Annotated in this window: 26 protein-coding genes; 14 read left to right on the top strand and 12 right to left on the bottom strand. The window is 69.6% G+C overall.

Annotation, left to right across the window (positions count from 1 at the left end; all coding sequences use genetic code 11):
- Positions 1-254 precede the first annotated feature (254 nt).
- Entirely contained in the window at positions 255-1,661 is a 1,407-nt protein-coding gene (locus RCP38_RS19440; RefSeq protein WP_308474528.1) for a PE-PPE domain-containing protein, read from the top strand.
- Between the two features lie 7 nt (positions 1,662-1,668).
- Here RCP38_RS19440 and RCP38_RS19435 read toward each other — a convergent pair whose 3' ends face one another.
- The 3 genes from RCP38_RS19435 to RCP38_RS19425 all read right to left on the bottom strand — a co-directional run bounded on the left by RCP38_RS19435 (position 1,669) and on the right by RCP38_RS19425 (position 4,665).
- On the bottom strand, positions 1,669-2,583 hold the full coding sequence (locus RCP38_RS19435; RefSeq protein WP_308474527.1) for an MBL fold metallo-hydrolase: 915 nt from the start codon (positions 2,581-2,583) through the stop codon (positions 1,669-1,671).
- Between the two features lie 298 nt (positions 2,584-2,881).
- Positions 2,882-3,691 (bottom strand): DUF1906 domain-containing protein, encoded by an 810-nt coding sequence (locus tag RCP38_RS19430; RefSeq protein ID WP_308474526.1) that lies wholly within the window; start codon positions 3,689-3,691, stop codon positions 2,882-2,884.
- Positions 3,692-3,753: 62 nt separating this feature from the next.
- Positions 3,754-4,665, bottom strand: coding sequence for an SDR family oxidoreductase (locus RCP38_RS19425; RefSeq protein WP_308474525.1), 912 nt, complete (start codon positions 4,663-4,665; stop codon positions 3,754-3,756).
- Between the two features lie 224 nt (positions 4,666-4,889).
- Here RCP38_RS19425 and RCP38_RS19420 point away from each other — a divergent pair, with 224 nt between their 5' ends.
- From RCP38_RS19420 to RCP38_RS19395, 6 genes are all read left to right on the top strand, one after another.
- Positions 4,890-5,837, top strand: a complete 948-nt coding sequence (locus RCP38_RS19420; RefSeq protein ID WP_308474524.1) for an acyl-CoA thioesterase — start codon at positions 4,890-4,892, stop codon at positions 5,835-5,837.
- Positions 5,834-6,448: a VOC family protein gene (locus RCP38_RS19415; RefSeq protein WP_308474523.1), complete on the top strand. Its 615-nt coding sequence runs from the start codon at positions 5,834-5,836 to the stop codon at positions 6,446-6,448. The genes RCP38_RS19420 and RCP38_RS19415 overlap by 4 nt, the downstream gene beginning before the upstream one ends.
- The gene (locus RCP38_RS19410; protein WP_308474522.1) at positions 6,445-7,851 is read left to right on the top strand and encodes an aldehyde dehydrogenase family protein; all 1,407 of its coding nucleotides are present in this window, start codon (positions 6,445-6,447) and stop codon (positions 7,849-7,851) included. The genes RCP38_RS19415 and RCP38_RS19410 overlap by 4 nt, the downstream gene beginning before the upstream one ends.
- A gap of 3 nt (positions 7,852-7,854) precedes the next feature.
- Positions 7,855-8,676, top strand: a complete 822-nt coding sequence (locus RCP38_RS19405) for an SDR family NAD(P)-dependent oxidoreductase (RefSeq protein WP_308474521.1) — start codon at positions 7,855-7,857, stop codon at positions 8,674-8,676.
- A 22-nt stretch (positions 8,677-8,698) separates the two neighbouring features.
- Entirely contained in the window at positions 8,699-9,619 is a 921-nt protein-coding gene (locus RCP38_RS19400) for an LLM class F420-dependent oxidoreductase (protein WP_308474520.1), read from the top strand.
- A 145-nt stretch (positions 9,620-9,764) separates the two neighbouring features.
- Complete coding sequence (locus tag RCP38_RS19395) at positions 9,765-10,427, top strand: hypothetical protein (RefSeq protein ID WP_308474519.1); 663 nt, start codon at positions 9,765-9,767, stop codon at positions 10,425-10,427.
- 1 nt (position 10,428) lies between these two features.
- Here the strand turns inward: RCP38_RS19395 and RCP38_RS19390 are convergent, their stop codons facing one another.
- Positions 10,429-11,043 carry a TetR/AcrR family transcriptional regulator gene (locus RCP38_RS19390; protein ID WP_308474518.1) on the bottom strand — a complete coding sequence of 205 codons (615 nt, stop codon included), beginning with the start codon at positions 11,041-11,043 and terminating at the stop codon, positions 10,429-10,431.
- A complete protein-coding gene (locus RCP38_RS19385) occupies positions 11,024-11,863 on the bottom strand; it encodes an SDR family NAD(P)-dependent oxidoreductase (protein WP_308474517.1) in 840 nt (279 codons plus the stop codon). The genes RCP38_RS19390 and RCP38_RS19385 overlap by 20 nt, the downstream gene beginning before the upstream one ends.
- A gap of 123 nt (positions 11,864-11,986) precedes the next feature.
- Between RCP38_RS19385 and RCP38_RS19380 the strand changes: the two genes are divergently transcribed.
- Positions 11,987-12,853: an LLM class F420-dependent oxidoreductase gene (locus tag RCP38_RS19380; RefSeq protein WP_308474516.1), complete on the top strand. Its 867-nt coding sequence runs from the start codon at positions 11,987-11,989 to the stop codon at positions 12,851-12,853.
- Positions 12,850-13,371, top strand: a complete 522-nt coding sequence (locus RCP38_RS19375; RefSeq protein ID WP_308474515.1) for a nuclear transport factor 2 family protein — start codon at positions 12,850-12,852, stop codon at positions 13,369-13,371. The genes RCP38_RS19380 and RCP38_RS19375 overlap by 4 nt, the downstream gene beginning before the upstream one ends.
- Here the strand turns inward: RCP38_RS19375 and RCP38_RS19370 are convergent.
- Positions 13,356-14,123, bottom strand: coding sequence for an SDR family NAD(P)-dependent oxidoreductase (locus RCP38_RS19370; RefSeq protein ID WP_308474514.1), 768 nt, complete (start codon positions 14,121-14,123; stop codon positions 13,356-13,358). The genes RCP38_RS19375 and RCP38_RS19370 overlap by 16 nt on opposite strands.
- Before the next feature lie 47 nt (positions 14,124-14,170).
- Between RCP38_RS19370 and RCP38_RS19365 the strand changes: the two genes are divergently transcribed.
- Together RCP38_RS19365 and RCP38_RS19360 are read left to right on the top strand one after the other, a co-directional pair.
- Positions 14,171-15,241, top strand: coding sequence for a phosphotransferase family protein (locus tag RCP38_RS19365; RefSeq protein ID WP_308474513.1), 1,071 nt, complete (start codon positions 14,171-14,173; stop codon positions 15,239-15,241).
- The gene (locus tag RCP38_RS19360) at positions 15,238-16,221 is read left to right on the top strand and encodes a DUF7064 domain-containing protein (RefSeq protein ID WP_308474512.1); all 984 of its coding nucleotides are present in this window, start codon (positions 15,238-15,240) and stop codon (positions 16,219-16,221) included. Before RCP38_RS19365 ends, RCP38_RS19360 begins: the two co-directional genes overlap by 4 nt.
- Here RCP38_RS19360 and RCP38_RS19355 read toward each other — a convergent pair.
- Positions 16,181-16,783 (bottom strand): TetR/AcrR family transcriptional regulator, encoded by a 603-nt coding sequence (locus RCP38_RS19355; protein ID WP_465270693.1) that lies wholly within the window; start codon positions 16,781-16,783, stop codon positions 16,181-16,183. The two genes, RCP38_RS19360 and RCP38_RS19355, sit on opposite strands and share 41 nt — an antisense overlap.
- Before the next feature lie 134 nt (positions 16,784-16,917).
- Between RCP38_RS19355 and RCP38_RS19350 the strand changes: the two genes are divergently transcribed.
- Positions 16,918-17,778 carry an NmrA family NAD(P)-binding protein gene (locus RCP38_RS19350; RefSeq protein ID WP_308474511.1) on the top strand — a complete coding sequence of 287 codons (861 nt, stop codon included), beginning with the start codon at positions 16,918-16,920 and terminating at the stop codon, positions 17,776-17,778.
- Between the two features lie 6 nt (positions 17,779-17,784).
- Here RCP38_RS19350 and RCP38_RS19345 read toward each other — a convergent pair whose 3' ends face one another.
- The 3 genes from RCP38_RS19345 to RCP38_RS19335 all read right to left on the bottom strand — a co-directional run bounded on the left by RCP38_RS19345 (position 17,785) and on the right by RCP38_RS19335 (position 20,914).
- The gene (locus RCP38_RS19345; RefSeq protein WP_308474510.1) at positions 17,785-18,240 is read right to left on the bottom strand and encodes a nitroreductase family deazaflavin-dependent oxidoreductase; all 456 of its coding nucleotides are present in this window, start codon (positions 18,238-18,240) and stop codon (positions 17,785-17,787) included.
- A gap of 9 nt (positions 18,241-18,249) precedes the next feature.
- Complete coding sequence (locus tag RCP38_RS19340; RefSeq protein ID WP_308474509.1) at positions 18,250-18,642, bottom strand: PPOX class F420-dependent oxidoreductase; 393 nt, start codon at positions 18,640-18,642, stop codon at positions 18,250-18,252.
- A gap of 82 nt (positions 18,643-18,724) precedes the next feature.
- Positions 18,725-20,914, bottom strand: coding sequence for a molybdopterin-containing oxidoreductase family protein (locus RCP38_RS19335; protein WP_308474508.1), 2,190 nt, complete (start codon positions 20,912-20,914; stop codon positions 18,725-18,727).
- A 159-nt stretch (positions 20,915-21,073) separates the two neighbouring features.
- On the opposite strand from RCP38_RS19335, the gene RCP38_RS19330 reads away from it, so the two are divergent.
- The gene (locus tag RCP38_RS19330) at positions 21,074-22,306 is read left to right on the top strand and encodes an acyl-CoA dehydrogenase family protein (RefSeq protein ID WP_308474507.1); all 1,233 of its coding nucleotides are present in this window, start codon (positions 21,074-21,076) and stop codon (positions 22,304-22,306) included.
- Positions 22,307-23,428 (top strand): acyl-CoA dehydrogenase family protein, encoded by a 1,122-nt coding sequence (locus tag RCP38_RS19325; protein WP_308474506.1) that lies wholly within the window; start codon positions 22,307-22,309, stop codon positions 23,426-23,428.
- A gap of 10 nt (positions 23,429-23,438) precedes the next feature.
- Here RCP38_RS19325 and RCP38_RS19320 read toward each other — a convergent pair whose 3' ends face one another.
- Positions 23,439-23,768, bottom strand: coding sequence for a DUF732 domain-containing protein (locus RCP38_RS19320; RefSeq protein ID WP_308474505.1), 330 nt, complete (start codon positions 23,766-23,768; stop codon positions 23,439-23,441).
- A gap of 16 nt (positions 23,769-23,784) precedes the next feature.
- Positions 23,785-24,957 carry a sodium-dependent bicarbonate transport family permease gene (locus tag RCP38_RS19315; protein ID WP_308474504.1) on the bottom strand — a complete coding sequence of 391 codons (1,173 nt, stop codon included), beginning with the start codon at positions 24,955-24,957 and terminating at the stop codon, positions 23,785-23,787.
- Positions 24,958-24,967: the final 10 nt, after the last annotated feature.

Below are 24,967 nucleotides of genomic sequence, written 5' to 3'. Positions count from 1 at the left end.
GCGTGGGGCAATAACCGGATTCTAGGTGATCCGCATCGGGGAGCGTCGCCACTAAAGGATTAGTGACACGGCGTGACCGGTGCTGTGACCGGCCGCGGTGGCGTCGAAACCCAGTCACTAAAAATTTAGTTTGGGGTCTGTTGCCGGCCGGGCGCGCATGTTACTTTCGGGTAATTCACGGCTGCTGGCTAACCTTTGCTCCGTCAGCGCCCACAGAACCTGTCTGGTCGGCCATTTTCGAGGGGGAACCTCCGGTGCACTACGCGCGCAACCTCTGCTCGGCTGCGGCGGTCGCCGCACTCGGCTCCGTCCTGATCGCACCGGTCGCCCCGGCGGCGCCGACGCCCGCCGCGGCGGCCCCGGAGGTGTCGCTGGCCGCAACCGAATCCCTGGGCGGGGGTACCGCGTTCATCATCGGCGGCAGCGGCCTGGCCACCCCCGGCCCCTCCTACGTCGACGCGGTCCTGAAGCTGTACCTGGAACCGCTCGGCTTCACCGGCACCACCCAGGTGGTGACCACGCCCGAACAGCTCTACCCGTTCCTGGGGCCGTTCGGCGGCACGCTGGACGAGTCGGTGGTGCAGGGCCAGCAGAACCTCTACGAGGCGATCATGGCCGCCTACGACAACGGTGACGTGACCGCCGAGAACCCGGCGGTGGTGTTCGGCTGGTCTCAGGGCGCCATCATCGAGACGATGCTGCAGTTCCAGCTCGCCGACGAGGGCATTCCCAGCGACCTGGTGCACTTCGTGATGGTCGGGGACGTCAACGCCCCCAACGGCGGCATGCTGGAGCGCTTCCTGTTGCCCGACATCTCGAATCCGACCCTGCCGAGCCTGGGGTTGACCTTCAGCGGTGCCGGCGCCTCGGATCTGTACCCGACCGCGGTCTACACCCACGAATACGACGGCTTCGCCGACTTCCCGCAGTACCCGATCAACTTCCTGGCGGTGCTCAACGCCATCTTGGGCATCGCCTTCCAGCACACCACCTACCTGGGGCTGACCGAAGACCAGATCGCCGATGCGATCCTGCTGCCGACCGCGGACCCCGACGGCCTGACCGACTACTACATGATTCCGGCGGCCGGCCTACCGCTGCTGTACCCGCTGCTGTTCTTCGGCAACGGCGGGCAGGCGCTCTACGACCTGTTGGAGCCGGTCACCCGCATCCTGGTGAACCTGGGCTACGGCAACCTGGAGCACGGCTGGAGCCAGGGGCCGGCCGACGTGCCCACGCCGCTGGGTTTCCTGCCGGACTCCGACACCCTCGACGAGCTGCTCAAGGAACTGCCGCAGGCGTTGAGCAACGCGGCGCAGCAAGGGATTTCGAACTTCTTCGACACCATCTTCGACCCCGACGACACCCCGCCGGCATTCCTGGCCCAGATGGAAGGGTTCATCGACGCGATCTCCGACAGCGGGCTGGCGGAATTCCTGTCGACCTTCCCGACCATGGACGACCTGTTCAACACCTTCCCGCCGCACACCGGCATCCCGTTCGTGGACGTCGGCACCGCGCTGTTGTTCAACCTCCCGCAGATCAACTACGAGATCTTCGCCGGGCAGTTGGCCGACGGAAACCTGCTGGACGCGATCGGCCTGCCGCTCGCCCTCGACGTGGGTATCCTGCCGCTGGCGCTGCTCGGCGCGATCATCTGATCGCCGCTCAGTAATCCCAGCCCGCCGGCACGCACCGAAACGCGTCGCCGGCGGGGGCCACGTGGCACACCGACGGGAACGGCAGGTGGGTCGCCACCAGCGCCTCGCCGGTCGCCGCCAGTTCCCGCAGCAGCCCCACCCGGACGGACACCGATTCCTCGGGGTCGTGTTCGAACCCGTTGTGCCACGTCGGGTGTTCGAACCCGACCTCGAAGACGGCGTCCCCGGCGAACGTCAACCGCTCGCCCCGGGACTCCAACCGGACCACGCTGTGCCCGGGAGTGTGCCCGCCGGTGCGTGTGGCCAGCACGCCCGGCGCCACCTCGTAGGCCTTCTCGAAGGGGACCAGCGCGCCCCGGTACTCCGACAGGAACCGTGACGCGATCGACCGAAGCGCGCCCGGCACCGGCGTCGGCATCGTGGTGCCGGAGAAGTCGGGTGATTCCCAGAACTCCGCCTCGGCCGCGGCGACGTGGATCCGCAGGTCCGGTCGCAGCCGGGCCTTGACGCCGTCGGCCAGCAGGCCGCCGACGTGGTCCATGTGCAGGTGGGTCAGCACCACGTCGGTGACGGCGGAGAGGTCGACACCGGCGGCCGCCAATCGACCCACCGCCTGCCCGGCCCGGGGGAAATCCGGGAACTCCGCACCCAGGCCCGCATCGACGAGGACGGTCCGGTCACCGGATCGCACCAGGACCACGTTCAGCGGCCAGTTGATCACCTCGGGCGGCAGGAATCTGTCGTCGAGCCAACCGGCGAGCTCGTGTGAGTCGACGTTGGTGGCCAGCGTCGAGGCGGTGATCGGCAGCACCCCGTCGCTGATCACCAACACCTCGATGTCACCGACGTCGACGGCGTACCGCGACGGAACCAGCTCGGCGCATCCGGATCCCCCGGCTTTGTGCAAGTCATCCCAGCTCATGGGGTCAGCATCCCCGGTCGCCGGTGCGGCCCGAACCCTTGAAACCACGTGGTTGGGCTCTTGTTGACGACGGCTGTGGCGGCCGACTAGCTTAGGGGCGATCGCCGCACGGCCGACCAGCTACGCAGCTGCTCCGATCCCGGCCGCGGCCCGAAGTCCTCGCAGACAGGAGCCCACCCATGACCTCAGCCAGCCTGGGCGTTTACACGTGTGTCGCATGCGTCGTGATGTTGACCGCGGCGGTCTTCCTGGCCAGCGGTTCCTGACCTTCCCGTACGCGCCGAGCGTCCCGGCATCCTCAGGGGTGTAGGTTCCACTGCCCCACATCGGAGGCCAGTGCGTCGCTGACGTCGACTTCCAGCCCGCCGACCAGCGGTCCCGGGGTCGATGCGGTGGCGACGATCCGCTGATAGAGCACCGCGGCGGGATCGATCTGGCCGTGTGACCAGGACCGGGTCTGCCACGCCCACCGCTTGCCCGGGGTGCGCGAGTTGCCGATGACCCCGTCGGCGCCGGCCCACTGGCAGGCCTTGATGCCGCCGTAGATCCCGGTGCGTTGCACGCCGAGCACCGAATTGATGCCGCGGAACCAGGGCAGTGCCAGGGTGTCCCAGGTGTGGCGGTCGATGTCGTCGTCGACGCTGAAGAACACCGGTGCGCTCTGCCCGCCGCCCGCGGCGGTGTGCAGTTGCCAGGCGGTGCGCGCATCGGCGACCCCGCCCGGGAATCCGCGGGTGAAATCCGACGGTGCCGTCCCACCCGGTTTGCCGTACTGGAAGTTGCTGACGATCACCAGGCCCGCGGCGGTCAACGACTGGGCGTAGGGGCGGGTGATCGGCTTGGCGCCGAACGACGACCCCGGACGCGACGTCGACACGTAGTTGATCACCCCGGCATGGCCGGCGGCGCGGATGTGCTCCGCGGGGATCTGGCGCATCGCGAAGTCGATGAGGGTCGGGGCCGCTGCCGAGGCGGTCGGGGCGCCGGCGGTGGCGGCTGCGGCACCCAGCCCGGCCAGCGCCGAGACCGCGGAGGCGTAGCGCAGCGCATCGCGTCGGGAGATCGGGCGGGACAGCGGCGGGCGGCCGCCGGAAGGGGAGTCCTGCATCGCCCGATGTTAACAATGTGGCTGGTGTTAATCCTGTTGTACTCGCCGGGCCGGCCGGACCGTTACCGGTCGGAGACCGAAACGCCGGTGAGGCGCTCGGCCTCGGCCCACAACCGCGCCGCGGCCGCCTTGTCGCGGCCGGTGCGGGGCAGGCCGGCGCGGGTGGCGGCACCCACCAGCCACCACCGCGGCCCGTAGTAGCCGCCGGCGACGGCGTGCGGGCTGGTCGCCGCATACAGCAGCGGCTCGGCGCCCCGCTCCGGTCCTTGCGACGGAATCGCCTTGTAGGCCACCGATTCCAGCAGGCTGGGCCGGTGCCCGCCCAGCTGCGGACCCGAGGTCATCAGGTTGGTGCGGGTGTAGCCGGGGTGCGCGCCCACCGACAGCAGCGGCCAGTCCCGCTCGGCGGCGAGCTCGGCGAGCCGCACCATCATCAGCAGGTCGGCCAACTTGGACTGGGCGTAGGCGCGGTAGGGGCTGTAGTCCCGGGTGGACTGCAGGTCGTCGAAGTCGATGCGGCCGTAGTTGGCGGTGCCGCTGCTCATCGTGGCCACCCGCGGTGCCGGTGCGGCCCGCAGTGCCCCGAGCAGTTCGACGGTCAGCGCGAACGGCCCGAGAAAGTTGCTGGCCAGCTGCAGTTCGAAACCGTCGGCGGATTCCATCCGCTGCGGCACGTTCATCACCCCGGCGTTGTTGACCAGCAGGTCCAGCGGCCGGCCCTCGCCTATGAGGTCCGCGGCGAAGGAGCGCACCGTGGACAGGTCGGCGAGATCGAGCCGGCGGACCTGCAGGCGGGCGTCGGGATGCGCGGCGCGGATCTCCGCGGCGGCCTGCTCGCCCTTGGCCGGGGTGCGGACCGCCAGGATGACGTCCGCGCCGGCCCCGGCCAGCCGCTTGGCCGTCTCCTTGCCGGTTCCGCTGTTGGCGCCGGTGACCACGGCGAGTTTTCCGCGCTGGTCGGGAACGAGGTACATGGCGAGCTCCTTGCTGACGATCCGTTCGGCGCGCTCGTCACAACCTACCGGGGGTCCGGCTCGGTCCTGTCGATGCCGGCCGTCGGTCGGTTCGGCATGGGCCGGGTGGGGGTCGTCGGCGTGGCCCGGGATTTTTCGGGCACGCCCCGCACCCATTGACCTAAGTCAAACGATTGACTTAAATGGGCTAGCGGTCATCGGCCGCGGCGGGTGAGGAGGAACCTGTGCAGACGTCGGCGTCCGAGGTCTCCGCTCGCCCCGACTATCGGGGACCGCTGCGCGGGACCGGCAGCCGACTCGAACGCGCCACGCTCGAGGCTCTCGACACCCTGCAGCAGGTCCTGACCCTGCAACCGCTGGGCGGCGACCGCTTCCAGGCCGGCAACGAGGCGGGCCGATTCGGCCGGATCTTCGGCGGGCAGCTCATCGCCCAGGCGATGACCGCGGCCGCCGCCACCGTGCCGGAGCTGACCGCGCACTCCATCCATGCGTCGTTCCTGCGCCCCGGCGACTCGGCCCTACCGCTGGAGATCACCGTCGACCGAACCCGCGACGGCCGGTCGATGTCGGCGCGGCAGGTCGTCGTCGCCCAGGGCGACCGCACCCTGATGGCCGCCACGGTGTCGTTCGACGCCGCCCCCGACGACGACGGCGATGACGCACCGCCGTCGGGCCCCCGGCCGGCCACCCTGCCGTTGCTGCAGCACTGGGCGCAGCAGGCGCCGCCGGCGCTGGCCGATCGGGCGCGAACCTGGATCGACCGGCCGCCCCCGCTGGAGATGCGCACCGACGACGCGCCGATCTTCATCGGCGGGGCGCAGGCCCCCGGCCCGCGGCGGCACTGGATGAGGCTGCCCCGCGACATCGAAGGACCGCCGCAGCTGCACGCCGTCCTGCTGGCCTACGCCAGCGACTATCTGCTGGTGGACACCGCGTTTCGCGCCCACCCGCAGCCTGTGGACTACGCCACCCACGTCGGGCTGACCTTGGACCACACCGTCTGGGTGCACCGACCGGTGCGGTTCGAGCGGTGGCACCTCTACACCCAGCAGACCGTCGCCACCGCCGGGCACCGCGCCCTGGTGCACGGCACCATGGTCGATGACACCGGCCGGCATGTGGCCAGCACCGCCCAGGAAGTCCTGGTCCGGCCGATCGCGGGGCCGACATGACCGTGCGTCACCGACTGTTCGACCACGCCTGGCCGGCTGGGGAATTCCAGTTCTTCCAGCTGGGGTTCGTGGTGCCCGATCTGCTGCGCGCCGCCGCCGGCTGGGTGGCCGACTTCGGCGTCGGGCCGTTTCACCTGATGCCGCGGGCGCAGAGCACCTGCCGGTACCGCGGTGCGGTCGCCGATATCGATCTCCAGATCGGGGTGGCCCAGGCCGGCCCCGTCCAGATCGAACTGATCTGCGACCACACCGACGGGCACTCGGTCTTCACCGAGATGGCTGCCCGAAAAAGCGGCAATCGCTTCGGTTTCCACCAGATCGCCACCCTGACCCGCGACTACGACGCCACCATCGACCACTACCTCGGCCGAAACCATGAAATCGCCGCCGAGATGGGCCATCCCGGCCAACGCATCGCGATCATCGACACCTTCGCCGAATTCGGTTTCTACACCGAGGTCGTCGAGGACAAACCCAGCTTCCGAACCCACCTCGCCGAGATCGCCCGCACCTGCCGGGACTGGGACGGCGCCGATCCGATCCGAATCCTCACCCGCGACGGGTACCGACTGCCCGACGAACCGCACCCACGAAAGGACGCCCACCGATGACCACCATGATTCCGGTCTACAACCCCTCCACCGAGGAGCAGATCGCCGAAGTCCCCGATTCCGACCAGGCCGCCGTCGACGCCGCGGTGGCCCGGGCGCGGGAGAGCTTCGAATCGGGCGTGTGGCGCAACCTGCCCGCAGCCCGGCGCGCCGAGATCATGTTCCGCGCCGCGGAGATCATCAAGGAGCGCACGCCTGAGCTCGCCGAGATCGAATCCCGCGACAACGGCATGACCGCGATGGGCGCCAGCCAGATCATCAAGGTCTCCCAGGAGATGCTGACCTACTACGCCGGCTGGGTCGGCAAGACCCACGGCGAGTCCTACAACATGGTCTCCGACGGCCTGCTGGGCAATTTCGAGACCTACCACGCCTTCACCCAGCTCGAGCCGGTCGGCGTGGTCGGGCTGATCATCCCCTGGAACGGGCCGTTCTTCGTCGCGATGCTCAAAGTGGCGCCGGCGTTGGCGGCGGGCTGCAGTGCCGTGCTCAAGCCCGCCGAGGAGACCCCGCTGACCGCACTGAAGCTCGAGGAGATCTTCCGCGAGGCCGGTCTGCCCGACGGCGTGCTCAACGTCGTCACCGGCTACGGCGAAACCACCGGCGCGGCACTGACCGCGCACCCGGACGTGGACAAGATCTCGTTCACCGGCTCCACCGAGGTGGGCCGGCTGATCGTCAAGGCGGCCGCCGGAAACCTCAAGCGCCTCACCCTCGAACTCGGCGGCAAGTCGCCGCTGATCATGTTCGACGACGCCAACCTCGACAAGGCCATCATGATGGCCGGCATGGGCCTGCTGGCCGGCTCGGGCCAGAACTGCTCCTGCACCTCGCGGATCTACGTCCAGCGCGGCATCTACGACCAGGTGGTCGAAGGCCTGGCCAACTTCGCCAAGATGCTGCCGATGGGCGGCAGCGACGACCCGAATTCGGTGCTCGGGCCGCTGATCAGTGAGAAGCAGCGCAAGCGGGTGGCCGGCATCGTCGACGACGGGGTGGCCGCCGGCGCGGAGATCATCACCGGTGGCAAGAACTACGACCGCCGCGGCTACTTCTACGAGGCGACGATCATCACCAACACCACGCCGGACATGCGATTGATCCGGGAGGAGATCTTCGGCCCGGTCGGCTCGGTGATCCCGTTCGACGACGAAGACGAGGCGATCGCCGCCGCCAACGACACCGAGTACGGCCTGGCCGGCGCCATCTGGACCGAGAACCTGTCCCGCGCTCACCGGGTGGCGAATCAGCTACGCGGCGGCCAGATCTGGGTGAACTCCGCGCTGGCCGCCGACCCCGCCATGCCGATCTGCGGGCACAAGCAGTCCGGGTGGGGCGGCGAACGCGGCCGCAAGGGGCTGGAGGCCTACTTCAACACCAAGTCGGTCTACATCAGCGTCTAGACCATGGCCCTGTCTCCGGCAGCAGCGGCTCTTGATGGCCGGGTCGCCGTCGTCACCGGCGGCGGCTCGGGCATCGGCCGCGGCATCGCCGAAACCTTCACCGAATTCGGCGCCCGGGTGGTGATCTGGGAGCGCGATGCCGACACCGCCCACCGGACCGCGGCGAAAGTCGGCGGCCATGCCTGCGTCACCGACGTCCGCGACCCGGAGCAGGTCGATGCCGCCCTGGCGGAAACCATTGCCGCCGTGGGCATGCCGACGATTCTTGTCAACAACGCCGGTGGGGTGTTCCGGTCCCCGCTGCTGGAGACCACCCCCAACGGCTGGGACACCCTGATCCGCTCCAACCTCACCCAGGTGCTGCTGTGCACCCAACGCGTCGCGCGGGAACTGGTGCGCGCGCGTGAACCGGGCAGCGTCATCAACATCGCCAGTATCGAGGGCACCCGAGCGGCACCCGGCTACGCGGCCTATGCGGCGGCCAAGGCGGGCGTCGTCAACTTCACCAAGACCGCAGCGCTGGAACTGGCGCCGCACGGCATCCGGGTCAACTGCCTGGCACCGGATCTCACCCTCACCGAAGGTATCGAGCGGGTCGGCTCGCCCGAGATGCTCGACCACGCCGGCTACATGATCCCGATGGGGCGGACCGGCCACGTCGACGAGATGGCCGGGGCGGCGGTCTTTCTCGCCGGCGAGCTGAGCAGCTACGTGACCGGGCAGACACTGCACGTCGACGGCGGCACCCATGCGGCCGGCGGCTGGTATCACCACCCCGACACCGGCGACTACCTGCTCGGGCCGCCGCGGCCGGCCACCCCCTGACCACCCACCGGAAAGAGTCGACATGCGGTTCGCCTTCACCTACCCGATCATCAGCCATCCCTGCGACCCCGAGTTGGTCTCCCCGCACGGCGTCGCCACCATCGCCCGGGCCGCCGAGGCCGCCGGATTCGACGGCATGGGGTTCACCGACCATCCGGCGCCGACCCAGCGCTGGCTGGACGCCGGTGGCCACGACAGCCTGGACCCGTTCGTGGCCATGGGATTCGCCGCGGCGCAGACCCAAACGATCCGGTTCATCCCCAACGTCGTCGTACTGCCGTACCGCAACCCGTTCGTGGTGGCGAAATCCGGGGCGACGCTGGACCTGCTGTCGGGGGGCCGATTCACCCTCGCCGTCGGTGTCGGCTACCTCAAGGGCGAGTTCGCCGCACTGGGAGTCGATTTCGAGGAACGTGCCGCGCTGGTCGAGGAGAGCCTGGACGTGATCCGGGCCATCTGGAGCGGTGACGACGTCTCGTTCGAAGGCCGGCACTTCCGGGCCCGGGGCATCACCGCGCACCCGCGTCCGGTCACCGAACCGCATCCCCCGATCTGGATCGGCGGCAACACCGGAAGGGCGCGCCAGCGGGTCGCCACCCGCGGCGACGGGTGGGCGCCGTTCCCGGCCCCGGCGGGCCTGGCCAGCACCGCCCGCACCGCCGAACTGAGTTCGCTGGAGGCGCTGGGCGCCGGAATCGCCGACCTCAAACGACGCTGCGATGACGCGCAGCGCGACTTCTCCGCGGTCGACATCTGCTTCTCGAACCTGGTCGGCGGCCGCCTCGGGTACGACGACTTCGATGCGGGCGCCTACCTCGACGGCCTGGGCCGCCTGGCCGACCTCGGCGTGACCTGGGTGCAGGTCGCCGTCCCCGGGGACAGCCTCGCCCAGGCGGTGGACGCGATCGGGGAGTTCGGCGAATCGGTGATCAGGAAGCGGTAGCGACGGCGGGGACCGACGCCGTGGGCCCCGGCTCCTAGGGCGGGTGGTCGGGTATGGTCATCGGCGGCGTGCATGTCGATGTCAACGACGTCCCGGTCCCCGACTTCGGTCCATGAGGCCCGGCGCGGATAACAAGGGGACATTCATGATCGGTTCATCCTGGGACGCGGCGCGGGTGGCACGGTGGTCCGGGGTGTCCGGCGTCACGGTGTCGGCCGGTTCCATCCTGAGCTACCCGATCTGGTCTTTCCCCGGCACCCGTACCGCACCGATCGACATCGGCCGGTGGGCGGCCGCCCACCACGACCGGTTGGTGATGACCATGGTGCTCAACATCCTCGGCGTCACGCTCTGCCTGGTGTTCGGCGCGGCGGTGTGGGTGTATCTGCGCGACCGGTTGTCGATGCGCTCGACGCTGCCGAGCTGCTTCGTGGTCGGCTTCACCGGGTCGGCGACTCTGCTACTGGCCGGGTTGACCGCCTTCGATCTGCTGCTCTACCGACGCCGCAGTGCCGACACCTCGGCGCTGCTCTACGACCTGACCTTCGGGCTGCTGGCCATGTCGGGGATGCCCGCGCTGGTCATGCTGGCCACCTTCGCGGTCGCGGTATACACCCGGCGGGTGCTGCCCGCCTACGCCGGGCATCTGGCGCTGGCCGCCGTCGCGGTGCATCCGCTGCTGCTGCTGGCCTTCGTGATCCCCAGCGGCCCGCTGTCGCTGGAAGGCCCCACGATCATGGTGATGCCGGTATTCCTGTGCGCCTGGATCCTCGGCACGGCACTGGCGATGCCGCGCAGTGCCGAGTGACTCACCCGCCCGCCGAGCCGGCGTGGCCGTCCTCATCCCAGGGCGCCAGCAACAATTCGCAGCCGCGGCGCAGGTCGCGCTCGGCCTGCGCCGGCGTGGTCTCACCCATCACCGCCCACGACAGCACCCCGTAGGCGCACTGCTCCACCAGCAGCGCCAGCTGCCGGTCCCGGGCCGACGGCCGGGTGATCCCGGCGACGGCCAGAATCGTGGCGCGCAGGTCGAAGTCGCCGACGGTGCTCGATTCGGCACGCCGGGCGTTGACCGAGGTGATCATCGCGCGGGCCAACCGCGGGCGCGCCAGCATCGACCGGCAGATCCCGGTCATGAGTTCGGTGACGTCGGCGGCGGGGCGTCCCGTGGCGGGCCGCTGCGGGGCGGCGGAGCGGGTGTAGTGCCACAGCAGCGCGGTGAACAGGTGATGCTTGGTCGGGTAATAGCGGTAGACGGTGCTGATCGACACCCCGGCCTGGTCGGCCACGTCCTGCATCCGAACGGCTTCGAGGCCGTCGCGGGCCCCGAGCCGGGCCGCGGTGGCGAGGATCCGCTCGCAGCGCCGGCGCTGGGCGGGTGTGCTGGGGACGGCCGGTTCGCGGTCAGCCGGCGGTCGGGGCATCGGGCTTCCGGGGGGCCGCTGCCAGCAACTTCTGCATCAGCCGGTGTGACGCGAGTACCGCCTGCGCCCGATCGTCGGTGCTGCGCAGCGCCGGGCTGTCGGCGTGGGCGGCGACGACGTGCACCGGGCCGTGCGGGAGCCGCTCGAGCCCTTCGCGGGCCACCTCGGCCGGCTCGGAGACCCGCAGTCCCGGCACGTCGAAGTTCAATCCCGCCCGCGCCATCGCCGGGGTTCTGGTCACCCCCAGCACCAACTCCAGCACGTGCACGCCGTAGTCGCGCAGCTCCAGCCAGAGGCCCTCGGCGTAGATCCGGCCGAACGCCTTCACGCCCCCGTAGACGCTCTGCCGCGCCGATCCCAGATATCCGGTCAGTGACCCGACGAGCAGGACACCGCCGCGCCGGCGGGCGCGCATGGCCGCCCCGAAGTGATGGATGAGGCCCAACGGTGTCGTCACGTTCAGATCGATCACCCGTTGAAAGGCGCTCAGGTCGCCGTCGAGGAACTCCGCACTGTGGGTGTTGGCGCCCGCGTTGTAGATCAGCAGCCCGACCTCGAGGTCCCGGGTCGCCTCGACCACCCGCGCGACGTTGTCCGGGCCGGCCAGATCCAGGGCGAGTTCGCGGACCTGCACGCGGTGGCCACGGCAGCGATCGGCGGTGTGCCGCAGCGGTTCCGGTTTGCGGGCGATCAACACCAGGTGCACCCCGGCCTCGGCGAGCGCCAGCGCGAACTCGGCCCCGACGCCTTCGGATCCGCCGGCGACGACGGCCCACGGCCCGTAGTGGCGGGCCAGGGCGGACGGATCATCGCTGGACACCGGCCACCTCCATAACTAAAATTCATTTTAGTTTCTGATCGACCCGACGCTACCTCACCCTCGCGGCGCGACGGAAGGCATAAGGCCATTGCGGTACAACATTGTTCGGGCCGGGATCCGCTGATGCGACTCGGTCTGGCCACCCCGGTGGTGATCCGGGTTCCCGGTACGGCGTCGGAGTGGGAGGCCGCGGGCGGCGTCGACGACCTCGGCCGGATCGCGGCGGATGCCGACCGGCTCGGCTACGCCTACCTCACCTGTTCCGAACACGTGGCGGTGCCGGTGGAGGCGGCGGCGGTGCGCGGTGGAACCTACTGGGATCCGTTGGCCACCCTGTCTTTTCTGGCGGCGCGCACCGAACGGATCCGGTTGGTGACCTCGGTGCTGGTGCTGGGCTATCACCATCCACTGGAGATCGCCAAACGGTACGGCACCCTCGACCGGCTCAGCGGCGGCCGGTTGACGCTCGGTGTCGGGGTGGGGTCGCTGCGCGAGGAGTTCGACCTGCTCGATTGTGCGTGGGACGACCGCGGTGCGCGCGGCGACGACGCGATGCGGGCGCTGCGGGCGTCGCTGTCGACCACCCGCCCGTCCTTCGACGGCGAGTTCTACCGGTTCGACGGGCTGGTCGTGGAACCGTGCGCGGTGCAGCAACGGGTGCCGCTGTGGGTGGGCGGGCGCACCCGGCGCTCGCTGCGGCGCGCGGTGGAACTGGGCGACGGCTGGACCCCGTTCGGGCTGCGCACCGACGAACTGGCGAAACATCTTGGCTCGGTGGACTATCCGGACGACTTCGCGGTGGTGCTCTCGACCGCTCCGGTGGATCCGATCGGGGCCCCGCAGCGCACACTCGAACAGATCGCGCAGTTGGCCGACATCGGCGCCACCGACGTCAGCGCCGTGATCGCCGCGGACTCCGCAGCGCACTACCGCGAACAGCTGGCCGCCCTGGCCGAACTGGCCGGCCTCGATTCCCGGGAGCGGTCGTGACCGAGCGACGCCTGGCCGAACTGGAACGGCGACTGGCGCAGATCGAGGACGAACGCGCCATCGAGCGACTGATCGCCTCCTACGGCCCGCTGGTCGACGCCGGTGACGCCGAAGCCGTCGCCGGACTCTGGCACGAGGACGGCGTCTACGACGTCGAGAACTGGACGATGAGCGGCCGCGAGGAGATCGCGGCGATGGTGCGCTCGCGGGGCCACCAGGAACTGATCGGCGGCGGATGCACCCACTTCCTGGGTCCCGCGGTGGCCACCGTGCACGGCGATGAGGCCGTCGCGGTGTGTGATTCGACGTTACTGGTCAGACAGGACAACGGTTTTCGTGTCGCACGCGCCGGCGCCAACTACTTCCACCTCCGCCGCGACCCGGAATCTCCGGCGCGGTGGCGCATCGTCCGGCGCGTCACCCGGCTGCTCGACGGCGCCGCCGAGGGCCGGGCGTTGCTGGCCGACGGGATCGCGGGCCGGATCCGGGCCGACCGGCCGCCTCACTCGAAGCGGTAGTTCTCCCGGCCCGGGTCCGACACCGCGGTGACCTCCCGCAGCCAGGCCGGATTGGTCAGCACCGCCAGCACCGCCGCGGCCGCCTGCTCCACGGTCAGCGCGCCGCCGGGACCGTTGGCGTGCAGGTAGCCGCCGGTGCCCCACTCGGCGGCCAGCTCGCCGAGGAGCTCGTGGCTCCAGCTGTCGGTGACGCCGGTGCCCAGCACCGAACCGATCCGCACCGTGGTGAACGCCAGGTCCGGGTGTTCGTGCTGCCACGACGTCACCATGGTCTCCAGGGCCGCCTTGCTGGCGGCGTAGACGCCCATCCCGGGCAGTGGCCGCGGCACCGATGAGGCGCTCAGATACACCGCCCGGCCCTTGGCCGCCTTCAGTCGGGGCAGCGCCGCCCGGGTGATCGATGCCGCACCGAAAACGTTGGTGGCGAACGTATCCGACCAGGTGTCCGGCCCGGCGTCGGCCAACCGGATCAGCACGTCGATGGCGGTGGCGTAGACCAGATGATCCAGCCCGCCCAACGCGTCGGCCGCCGCCGCGACCGCGTCGACGCACTGCGCCTCATCGCGGACATCGCACGCGACGGCGATGTGTCCGGTGCCCGGCGTAGCGGCCACCGCGTCGTCCAACTGTGCCCTGCGGCGGGCCAGGAAGGCGACCGACGCGCCGGCGGCGCCGGCCTGCAGGCCGATCTGCCGGCCGATGCCCGAGGACGCGCCGACCACCAAGACCTTCGCACCGGCCAATGACGTCATCTTCCGAACCCTAGTAGACACGTTGCGGAATCTGTACACTCCGGGCTGTGCAGACTCCCGAGCAGGACGACCGGATGAATGCAGTGCGCCAGTGGCTGTCCGAGCGCCGGGGCGAACCGGTCGAACTGGCGGTGCAGGGCAAACCCGGCAGTGGTTTCTCCGCGGACAATCTGATCTTCACCGCGACCGCCGGGGAGCGCAGCAGCACCCACGTGCTGCGGGTGGAATCGTCGAACGAGCCGCCGTATCCCGAGCAGGCGCCCGGGCTGGGCACCGGCGTGGCATTGCAGACCCGGGTGATGGCGGCGATCGCCGACCGTGTTCCGGTGGCCCCGCTGGTGGGCGTCGAACTGGACCCCGCGGTCCTGGGTGCACCGTTCGTGGTGATGGATTTCGTGGACGGCGTTGTGCCCAAAGAAATGCCACCGTGCACGGCCGAAGGCTTCTACGCCGAGGCGGCACCGTCGCTGCGTAACAACATGATCCGCTCCGGCATCGGCGCGATGGCCGCCCTGCATTCGGTGCCGTGGCGCGACCGCGGACTCACCGACCTGGCGGCGACATCGGGTCCGCGGGGCGCGGCACGGCAGTTCGCGCTGTGGGACGCCCATCTGCGCGCGGGCCTGCGCGGCCGCGACGCCGAGATCTACCGGTCCACCCGGGCCTGGCTGCAGGCCAACATGCCGCCGGAGCCCGCCGACGAGGACCTGGTGCTGTTGTGGGGCGACGCCCGGCTGGGCAATGTCATCTGGGATGCGGAATCCGGAACCCCGGTGTGTGTCACCGATTTCGAGGGAGCCTCGATCGGGGAATGCGAACTCGATGTCGGCTGGTGGCTGATGGCCGACCGCTGGATGCACGAGGGTTCGGGGGTGGCACGCCTCGAAGGCGAGCCCACCCGCGCCGAACAGGTGGCCGTCTACGAGGCCGCCGCCGGGCGCCGGGTCGCCGACCTGCACTGGTATGAGGTGTTCGCCGCATACCGGTTCGCCGTCACCGTCGTGGTGGTGATGAACAACTGGGAGAGTGCCGGTGTGGCACCGAGTGACCACACCGTCTGGCGCGACAATCCGGCCACCGAGCTGATCCCGGCGATCCTGGACGGCGGATCGCGGTGATCGTCGGACCCTACGCGGACACCGACGACGAATTCCATCCCCCGACCGATCCGGCGGACCCGGAATGGACCGAGACCTGCTGGTTCACCTTCACGGTGCCCGAGCGCAGGCTGTCCGGCCAGCTCTACCCCTTCTTCAAACCGACGCTGGGAGTGGCCTCGGCCGGCGCCTACTTCTGGGACGACACCGGCGACCAGATCTGGAACTGCCTGTACGCGAAGAACTTCTGGCATCTTCCGCTCCCCGAACAGCCGCTGTCCGACCTGCGGCTCGGCAACGGGGCGCGCTACGAGGTGCTCGAACCGGGATCGGTGTACCGGATCGGCTACGACGACCCCGACGACGGCGACGAGATTCACGTCGACCTGACCTTCACCGCGATCGCCCCGCCGCACCTGCTCGGCGAGAGCCATCTGGACCAGCCGGGGCGCTACCGCGGTGAGATCGTCCTGCGCGGTGAACGGATCCCGGTGGACGCCTTCGGATTCCGCGACCGGTCGTGGGGGCCGCGCACCCAGCACGGTCAGGGCATCCACGCCACACCCAGCAGACGCGGCGGGTACAGCTACGCCAACGCCGCCGACGGCCAGGCCTTCCACGCGATCACCATGGATTTCGGCGACGGTGTCGCCCACGCCATCCACGGCTACGTCATCGCCGACGGGACCTGGGGCAAGGTGACCCACGGCCGCCGCGACGTGTTGGAGCGCGACAGCGGATGCGGCGCCCCGACGAAGGTCCGGCTCACCGTGACCGACGAGCACGGCCGGGAGATCGAGGCGGTCGGGTCGACGCGCAACCGGCTGGGATTCGCCATCAATCCCAACCTCTGGACGTGGAACTGCCTGACCGAATGGACCTGGAACCAGACCACCGGCTACGGGGAGGACCACGACAACTGGAGCATGGCCGGGCAGCGGGAGTTCGCCCGGGAGTTCCTCAGCGGCGCCGGCCGAGCAGCGTCTCCAGCGCCGGGGTGAGGATCCGCAGGATGTCGTCGGTGTCGACGTCGGCGAGGTCGGGCATCTTGAGCAGGTAACGCTGGCTGGCCACGCCCATCAGCATCGCCTGGAACAGGGCCGCCCGCAGGCGGGCGTCGGGGCCGTCGACGGCGCTGCTGAGCGCATCGGTGGCCTCGGTGGTGACGCGGGTGCGCAGGATCTCGGCGGCGTCCTCGCTGGTCATGCTGGTTCGTAGCAGGACCGCCATCGGGCCGTTGGGGTCGGCCGCCCAGGCGTCGAACATGCCGCGCGCCAGGTTCTCGGCGAGGTGGGCGGGGTCGCGCTCGATCACTTCGGCGGTGGGGATCTTCCAGGTCACCGCTTCGGTGAACAACTGTTGTTTGGTGCCGAAGTACTTGATGATCGACGACTTGTCGACGCCGGCGGCGGTGGCGATACCCCGGATGGTCGCCCGCTCGTAGCCGACGTCGGCGAACACGGCGCGGGCGGTTTCCAGGATTTTCCGGCGGGTCCGGGCGCCCTTGCGTTCGGCCGGCGGGGTGCCGGCGACCGCATCGGGGGTGGAATCTGCCCTGGTCAAACCATGCCTCCCTGCGGATGCGGAATTCGGTTGATCCTATAAGACGGGCAAAAGTAGACAAGCGGTGCGAAACGCGGCACAGTGGGCGGGAGCACCGCCGACGGGCGGCGGGGCGACGAAGGGGAGGGCCGGTCATGTCGACGACAGCGAAATCGGGCCCGGTGGCCGTGATCGGCGCCACCGGCCAGCAGGGCGCGGCGACCGTCGATGCCCTGTTGGAGCGCGGCCGGACCGTGCGTGCGCTGGTCCGCAACCCCGCCGGCGCCGCGGCTCGCGCGCTCGCCGACCGCGGCGTCGAGGTGGTGGCCGCCGATCTGGACGCGCCGTCGTCGATCGAACAGGCCTTCGCCGGTGTCGCCGGGGCCTTCGCGATGACGACCTTCGGCGGCGCCGAGGGAACCGCGGGCGAGGTGCGCCACGGTCGGATCATCGGCGACGCCGCTCGGGCGGCCGGACTGCCGTTGCTGGTCTACAGCTCGGTGGGCGGCGCCGAACGCCGCACGGGGATCCCGCATTTCGACAGCAAGTGGCAGGTCGAGGAGTACCTGCGCCCACTGGTGCCGCTCAACGTGCTGCGGCCGACGTTCTTCATGGAGAACCTGCGCTACCTGGTGCGCCGTGACGGGGACCGGGTGCGCCTCGCGCTGCCGCTGCCCGCCGGCATTCCGCTGCAGATGGTCGCGGTGGCCGATATCGGCCGGACCGCCGCGGCACTGCTGGACGCCGCCGACCCGACCGCTGCTCCCATCGAGATCGCCGGTGACGAACTGACCGGCGAGCAGATGGCCGACGCGATCGGCACCGCACTCGGCATCCCGACCGACTATGCGGCCGCGCCGCTGGACGTGCTGGGCGACGACGAAGACGGCAGGACCATGTTCAGCTGGTTCACCCGGCTGCCGGCCTACCGGGCCGATTTCGCGCGGACCGCCAGGCTGGTTCCCGGCGTCGAGAACTTCGCGGCCTGGCTGCAACGCAACCCGATTCTCGGCTGAGCCCGGTCAGCGCCGGGCCAGCCGGATGACCGGGATCTCCCGGTCGGTCTTCTCCTCGTACTTGGCGAACTGCGGTGCCTCGGTGGTGATCTTCGCCCAGGCCCGCGCGCGTGCCTCGCCGTGCAACTGGGTGGCCACGACGTCGAGGTGCTGCCCGCGAAGCTCGATGCGAACCCGGTCGGGGTGCGCGGCGATGTTGTAGTACCAGGCCGGATTCTTCGGCGCGCCGGCCGCCGACGCCACGATCAGCCAGCCGTCACCGTCGGTGAAGTAGCCCACCGGGTTGGTGCGGGGTTGGCCGCTCTTGGCGCCGACGGTGGTCAGCACCAGGGCGTCGAAACCCATCGCCCGGCCGCCGGTGCGGCGGATCCGATTCATCATGAAGGCGTTGAACCAGCGGGACAGCCGGCCGGCTTTGGGCTGGCGTGCGCCGCGGGTGCCGTTGGCGGAATGGAAGCTCATCGGATCTCCTCAGTGTTCGGTGCGCCGGGGCGGCGCCATGCCGGCGTGGCCGCGCAGCGGCTCCCCGCTCAGGTTCCAGCTCCACGACACCTCCGGCGTGATCCGCAGGTAGGGCCGCGGTCCGCCGACGATCTCGGCGGTGCCGTACACCCGCAGGTAGCGCGGTGTCCACGGCTGGGTGGACGGGAGGTCGTCGATCACGATGGCGACCTTGTCGTGGCCGGCTTCGACGTTGTGATGCCGGCGGGTGGCGGCGGGCCGGAAGCCGCCGACATTGATGTGGGTGCCGTCGAACTCGAAGCCCACCGGCACCACATCGGGTTGCCCGTCGTCGTCGACGGTGGCGATGCGCGCCAGCGGCTGCGAGGTCAGGTAGGCGATCTCTTCGGGGGTGAAACTCATCTCGGGTGTCCTTCCGTGCGGCGCTTCGGCCACAGTCACCCGGAATAAGTATACGTGCGTCTACTTTTATTCCCGGCCCGCGTCAGACCCGCTCCACCCCGACATAGCTCGAACTCAGCGGAGACGTCTGCGACAGCGGATCCACCGACTCGCCGGCGACCAGCAGGTTGCGGTTGACGCCGAACGACTCCGGCTGCCGGCCACCGCGCGGGTCGAAGATCCGCGATCCCCAACCGTGGTCGACGATCACCATGCCGCGACGCGGCCGCTCCGACACCGCCGCGGCCAGCACGATCTCGCCGACCGGTGAGAAGACCCGCACCAGGTCGCCGTCGGCGACACCGAGATCGGCGGCGTCCTTGGCGTTGATCAGCACCTCGTTGTGCTTGCCGGAGCGGTGCAGGCCGGGCAGTTCGTTGAGCCACGAATTCATCGAATGCCGATTCCGGCGATTGCCCAGCTGGAACGGGTAGCCCTCCGGCGCGGCGGGACCGGGCGCGGCCAGCAGTTCCCGGGTGCGGGCCAAAAACTCCGGCGGCGCGGCGTGCACCAGCTTGTCCTCGGTGCGCAGCGCGTCCTTGAAGTGGCCGAACTCGCGCGGCCCCAGCACCATTCCGTGCGGATGCGCCATCAACTCCCGCCAGGTCAGCCGGCGCCCGTTGATCTTGCGGGACATCCGGACGAACAGCCGGTCGAGCCAGTGCGGGCCGAAGGCCAGTGCGGGCCGGCGCGTCAACGCCGCGATCCGCCGGGTGGCCCGGATGAAGGTGTTGAAACCCCGCACCCCGAACAGCGGCCGGCGCATCGCCAACGCCAGATCGACGAAGATCTCCCACTCCTGCCGCACCCCGGGCGGGGGATCGACCACCTTCGCGCCGTACTGCACATACGGCTCGTCGTGCATGTTGCTGGTGAACGCCATCAGGTCGTCGCGTTCGAGCCAGTGCGCAGCGGGCAGCAGCCAGTGCGCGTGCCGGTGACTCTCGCGCTGCACCAGGTCGATCACCACCAGCAGATCGAGCTGGGCCAGTGCCCGGTCGAGCTTGCCGCCGTCCGGGCCCGAGATCACCGGGTTGCCGCAGTTGATCAGCATGGCCTTGATCTGGCCGCGCCCCGGCGTGGTGATCTCGTCGGGCAGTTCCGCCAGTGCATGCGCCCCGGCGACCATCGGGCGCCCGGCCACCCGGCTCAGATGCGGTTCGGTCTTGGCCAGCTCGGCCAGCTTGAGCGCATCGAAGTAACCCGGCTCGAACCGTCGTCCGCCCGGACGGTCCATCCGGCCGGTGATCACGTTGAGCACATGACCGAGCCATTCGCCGACGGTGCCCGCCTCATGCTGGGACACCCCGGTGCGGGTCACCACCATCGCTCCGCGGGCCGCGGCGAAGTCCCGGGCGGTGCGTTCGATCAGCTCCCGGTCGATGCCGCAGCGGGCCGCGAGGTCGTCGAGATCGGCGTCGGCCACCAGCCGCTGCAACTCGCCGACGCCGGTCGCCAGCTCGGCACAGTCCTGCCGGTGCTGGAGGCCCTCGTCGAGGATCACCTTGACCATGGCCAACAGCAGCGCCCAGTCTTGGCCCGGCCGAACCGCCAGGTGCACGTCGGCCTTCTCGGCGGACTCGGTGCGCATCGGATCCACCACCACGATGGTGGCCCCGCCCGCCTGACGGGCCAGGGCGCGGCGCCACCCGCCGGGCACCGACTCCAACCAGACCCAGCCGCTCACCGCGGGATTGGTGCCGACCAGCAGGAAGTAATCGCAGTTGTCGACGTCGGAGACCGGCACCATCAACGACGAGCCGTACATCGCCTCGGCCACCACGTGCAGGGCGTTCTGGTCGACCGAACCCACCGCGAACCGACTGTTGGTGCCGATGGCGTCCATCCAGGCGTTCATGAACATCACGTTCGACGACGAGTGCCCCGACGGGTTGCCGTAGTAGCTGCCGATCGCGTCGGGGCCGCCCTCGGCGATCAGCGCGTTCATCCGGGCGGCGATGTCCGTCAGCGCCGCCTCCCAGGTGTCCTCCACATAGGTGTCGCCCACCCGGCGCATCGGCGCCAGGATCCGGCGCGGATGCGCCACCATCTGATCGGCGGTGCGCCCTTTGGCGCAGAAATCGCGCCAGCTGTGCGGGTTGGCCTTATCGGCGGAGATCTTGCGAATCCGGTTGTCCTCGACCGTCACCTCCAGGCCGCACGAGCACATGCAGTACCGGCAGAAGGTGTGCACCGTCTTCGGCGCTGAGGGCTCCGGAGTGGACTCGGTCACGATGTCATGGTGCCCGACAACCGCATGGGCGTCCGTCGAATCGAAATGAGCAGACCGCTTGATCGGGGCGGCACCGCGGCGGGCGCGGAACGCCCGGGGCGAACCCGGCGGTTACACTGCGCGAACAACGCCTATCCGCCGGCACGGCAGGGGAGACACATGGATCTGCGGTGGTCGGAGGAAGACCGAGCTTTTCAAGCCGAGGTACGCGAGTTCCTCGATCAGAAGCTGACACCGGAACTGCGCCGCGCGGGCCGATTGATGACCAGCGTCTACGCCGACCATGAGGCCAGCATGGCGTGGCAGGCCATCCTGCACGAGCGGGGCTGGGCCGCACCCGCCTGGCCGGTGGCCCACGGCGGCTGCGACTGGAGCTTGACTCAGCACTACATCTTCAGCCGCGAATCGACGCTGGCCGGCGCCCCCGCGCTGTCGCCGATGGGCATCCGGATGGTCGCGCACGCGATCATCCGCTACGGGACCGAAGCGCAGAAGGACTACTTCCTGCCGCGGATCCTCACCGGCGAGGTGTTCTTCTGCCAGGGCTACTCCGAACCGGAGGCCGGATCGGACCTGGCCGCGCTGACCATGGCGGCGGTTTCCGACGGCGACGACCTGGTCTGCACCGGCAGCAAGATCTGGACCACCCACGCCGGCGAGGCGAACTGGATGTTCGCCCTGGTGCGCACGTCGCGCGGCGCGAAGAAGCAGCAGGGCATCACCTTCGTGCTGATCGACATGACCTCGCCCGGTATCGAGATCCGGCCGTTGGTGATGACCTCCGGCGAAGAGATCCAGAACCAGGTGTTCTTCGACGAGGTCCGGGTGCCCAAGAGCAATGTGATCGGTGAGATCGACAGCGGCTGGACCGTCGCGAAGTACCTGCTGGAGTTCGAGCGCGGCGGCGGCGCGGTGGCACCGGCCCTGCAGGTCGCCGCCGAGGAGATCGCCACCGCCGCCAAGGCCCAGCCCGGCCCCGGCGGCGGAAAGCTCGCCGACGACGTCGCGTTCATGCACAAACTGGCCGACGCCCGTATCCGCGCCGAAGTGCTGGAGGTGCTCGAATACCAGGTGCTCGCCGCGGTGGCCGAGGGACGCAACCCCGGAGCCTCGTCGTCGATGTTGAAGATCCTCGGTACCGAACTGAGCCAGGAACTGACCGCACTCGCCCTCGAGGCGGCCGGACCGCGCGGCCGGATCTACCAGCCGCACGTCACCGCACCCGGCGGCCCGATCGCCGACTACCAGCCGCCCGCCGACGGGTATGCATCCGGTGAACCCTGGCAGGCGGTGGCGCCACTGCGGTACTTCAACGACCGGGCCGGCTCGATCTACGCCGGCAGCAACGAGATTCAGCGCAACATTCTGGCCAAAGCGGCATTGGGGCTGTAAATGGACTTCCACGTGAACAATGAGCAGCAGATGCTGCGCGACGGGATCACCAAGTTCCTGGCCGCGCGCTACGACCTGGAGACCAGCCGTGCGGCCGCCAAGACCGGTGCCGGTTGGCAGCCCGAGATCTGGCGGGCCTTCGCCGGCGAGCTGGGCATCCTGGGTGCCACGCTGCCCGAAGAATTCGACGGCATCGGCGGCGGCGCCGTGGAACTCATGGTCATCACCGAGGCACTCGGGCACGCGCTGGTGATCGAACCCTACGTCGACACCGTCGTCGTCGCCGGTGGGCTGCTGCGCCGTTCGGGCAGTCCGGCCGCGGCCGGACTGCTGACCGGGATCGTCGCCGGGGACACGATCGTGGCATTGGCCGCCGCGGAACCCGATTCCGGTGACCGCTGGCAGGATGCGGCGACCGTCGCGGCCGCCGACGGTGCCGGCTGGGTGCTCAACGGATCGAAGATCACCGTGTTGGCGGCGCCGTTGGCGACGCATCTGCTGATCACCGCGCGGGTCGCCGGCGACGACGGGATCTCGCTGTTCCTCACCCCGGCCGATGCCCCCGGCATCGAACTGCACCCCTATCGCACCATCGACGACCGCAGCGCGGCCGACGTGACCATCACCGATCTGCGGCTGCCCGCCGATGCGCTGCTCGGCGAACGGGGCGGGGCGTGGCCGTCGCTGGCTCGGGCCCGCGACGAGGGTGCCGCGGCGGTCTGCTCCGAGGCGGTCGGCTGCATGCGGAAAGTCTTGGCGGACACCGTCGAATACTGCAAGCAGCGCCAGCAGTTCGGTCAGCCGATCGGTGGTTTCCAGGTCCTGCAGCACCGCATGGTGGACATGTTCATGGAGGTGGAGCAATCCGCCGCGGCCGTCTACCTGGCGATCCTCAACCTCGAGGCCGACGACGCGACCCGGGCCCGGGCGGTCTCGGCGGGCAAGGCCACCATCGGCCGCGCGGCGCGCTTCATCGGCCAGCAGGCGGTCCAGCTGCACGGCGGCATGGGGATGACCGAAGAGCTGGCCATCGGCCATTACTTCAAGCGGCTCACCGCGATTCAGTACGAGTTCGGCACCACCGACGCCCACCTGGCACGCTACGCGGAGCTGACGAAGTAGACCCGCGAGGCTACTTCGTCAGCTGGTGCGGGCAGTAGGCGTTCGCGGCCAGTGCGGTGAACTGCGCTGCGCCGTCCATGGTCAGCCCGGGATTGTCCGTCTTGGCGCGCCGGACCACGTGCAACCCCGTCTCGCCGTTGTCGATCAGGTTGCACACCGCGTGACCGGCGGCGATCACCTGGCCGTCGTCGTCGAAGTTGAGGCCGGCCGCTCGCAGCGATGCCAAAAAGGCGGCGTCGGCCGAGACGGTGTCGACGGGTGCGGGATCGGCCGATGCCGGTGCGGCGCAACCGATGGCGGCGACGACACCGACGACCGACAGGATCCGGCGGGTTCTCATGGTGCGCAGCCTCTCGTCACTGTCCGGAGATCAGGTGGGCGATCTCGATGTAGAGCGGGATACCGATGGTGACGTTATAGGAGAACGTCAGGCCCAGCGACGCGGCCAGCGGCAGGCTGGGGCTGGCCTCGGGGATCGCCAGTCGCTGGATCGCCGGCACCGCGATGTAGGAGGCGGCGCCGCAGAGCACCGCGAACAGCACATAGCTACCCAACTCGAAGTGGACCCCGGTCAGCTGTGCGTAGCTGTGCGCCACGAACATCCCGATGGTGGCGAAGATGTTGGGCGCCACCACACCGAACACGATGAAACCGCGACCGGCGGACTTCAGGTCCTTGAGCTTGCGGGCCGCGGTGAGCCCCATCTCCAGCAGGAACAGGCACAGCGCGCCCTGGAACGCCGTCACGAACACCGGGTCGTCGACGCCGGTGACCTTCGAACCCTGCAGCCCGCTGATGAAACCGATCGCGATGCCGCCGAGCAGCAGGCAGATGCCCGGGTTGAGGAACACCTCGCGCAGCAACTCCGGGCTCAGCAGGCGCTCCTTGCCGGGTCGGTCCGCCTCCAGGTGACTCTCCGAGGTCATGTCGAGGGCCAGGCCGGTGGAGTCGGCGGCGTTCGGGGCGCCCACCACCGCATGCATCGCGCCGGCGGGCACGGTGTATCCCGGCTCGTGCGGCATGTTGCCGGCGGCGTCCAGGCCCTTGTGCCGCAGTCGCGCCACCAGGAACAGCGCCACCAGGCAGCCGGGGATCTCCATGATCGCCAGCATCACCGGCATGTAGGCGTCGATGGCGATGCCGACGGTCGACAGCACACCCAGGCAGGTGGCGAACGTTCCGGCCGAATCCGAGCCGTAATAGCCCGAGACGGTCGCCCGGTCGATCTCGCGCATCTTGGTCAGATGCTTCAACAGGTAATAGGCCAGGCAGCCGATCAGGAAGTTCAGCACGAAACCGGTGACGATGAAGCCGAGGATCCCGCCGAACTGGGTGAACTCGATACCGGCGAGTTCTTCGCCACCGTGCCATCCGATGGCGATCAGCAGGTACATGGTCAGGCCCTGATAGACCGCGTTCGGAAACTCGAACGGCACCTTCAGCAGCGCCAGCAGGAAACCGAAGTAGAAGAACAACAACAGCGGTTTGAACAGGTTGTGCGTGAAGTTGGTCCAGAACTCGAGAAGCATCTTTGTCTCT

Source organism: Mycolicibacter sp. MU0083 (assembly GCF_963378075.1).
Taxonomy (GTDB): domain Bacteria; phylum Actinomycetota; class Actinomycetes; order Mycobacteriales; family Mycobacteriaceae; genus Mycobacterium; species Mycobacterium kokjensenii.
This window is presented reverse-complemented; position numbering and strand designations above follow the sequence as displayed.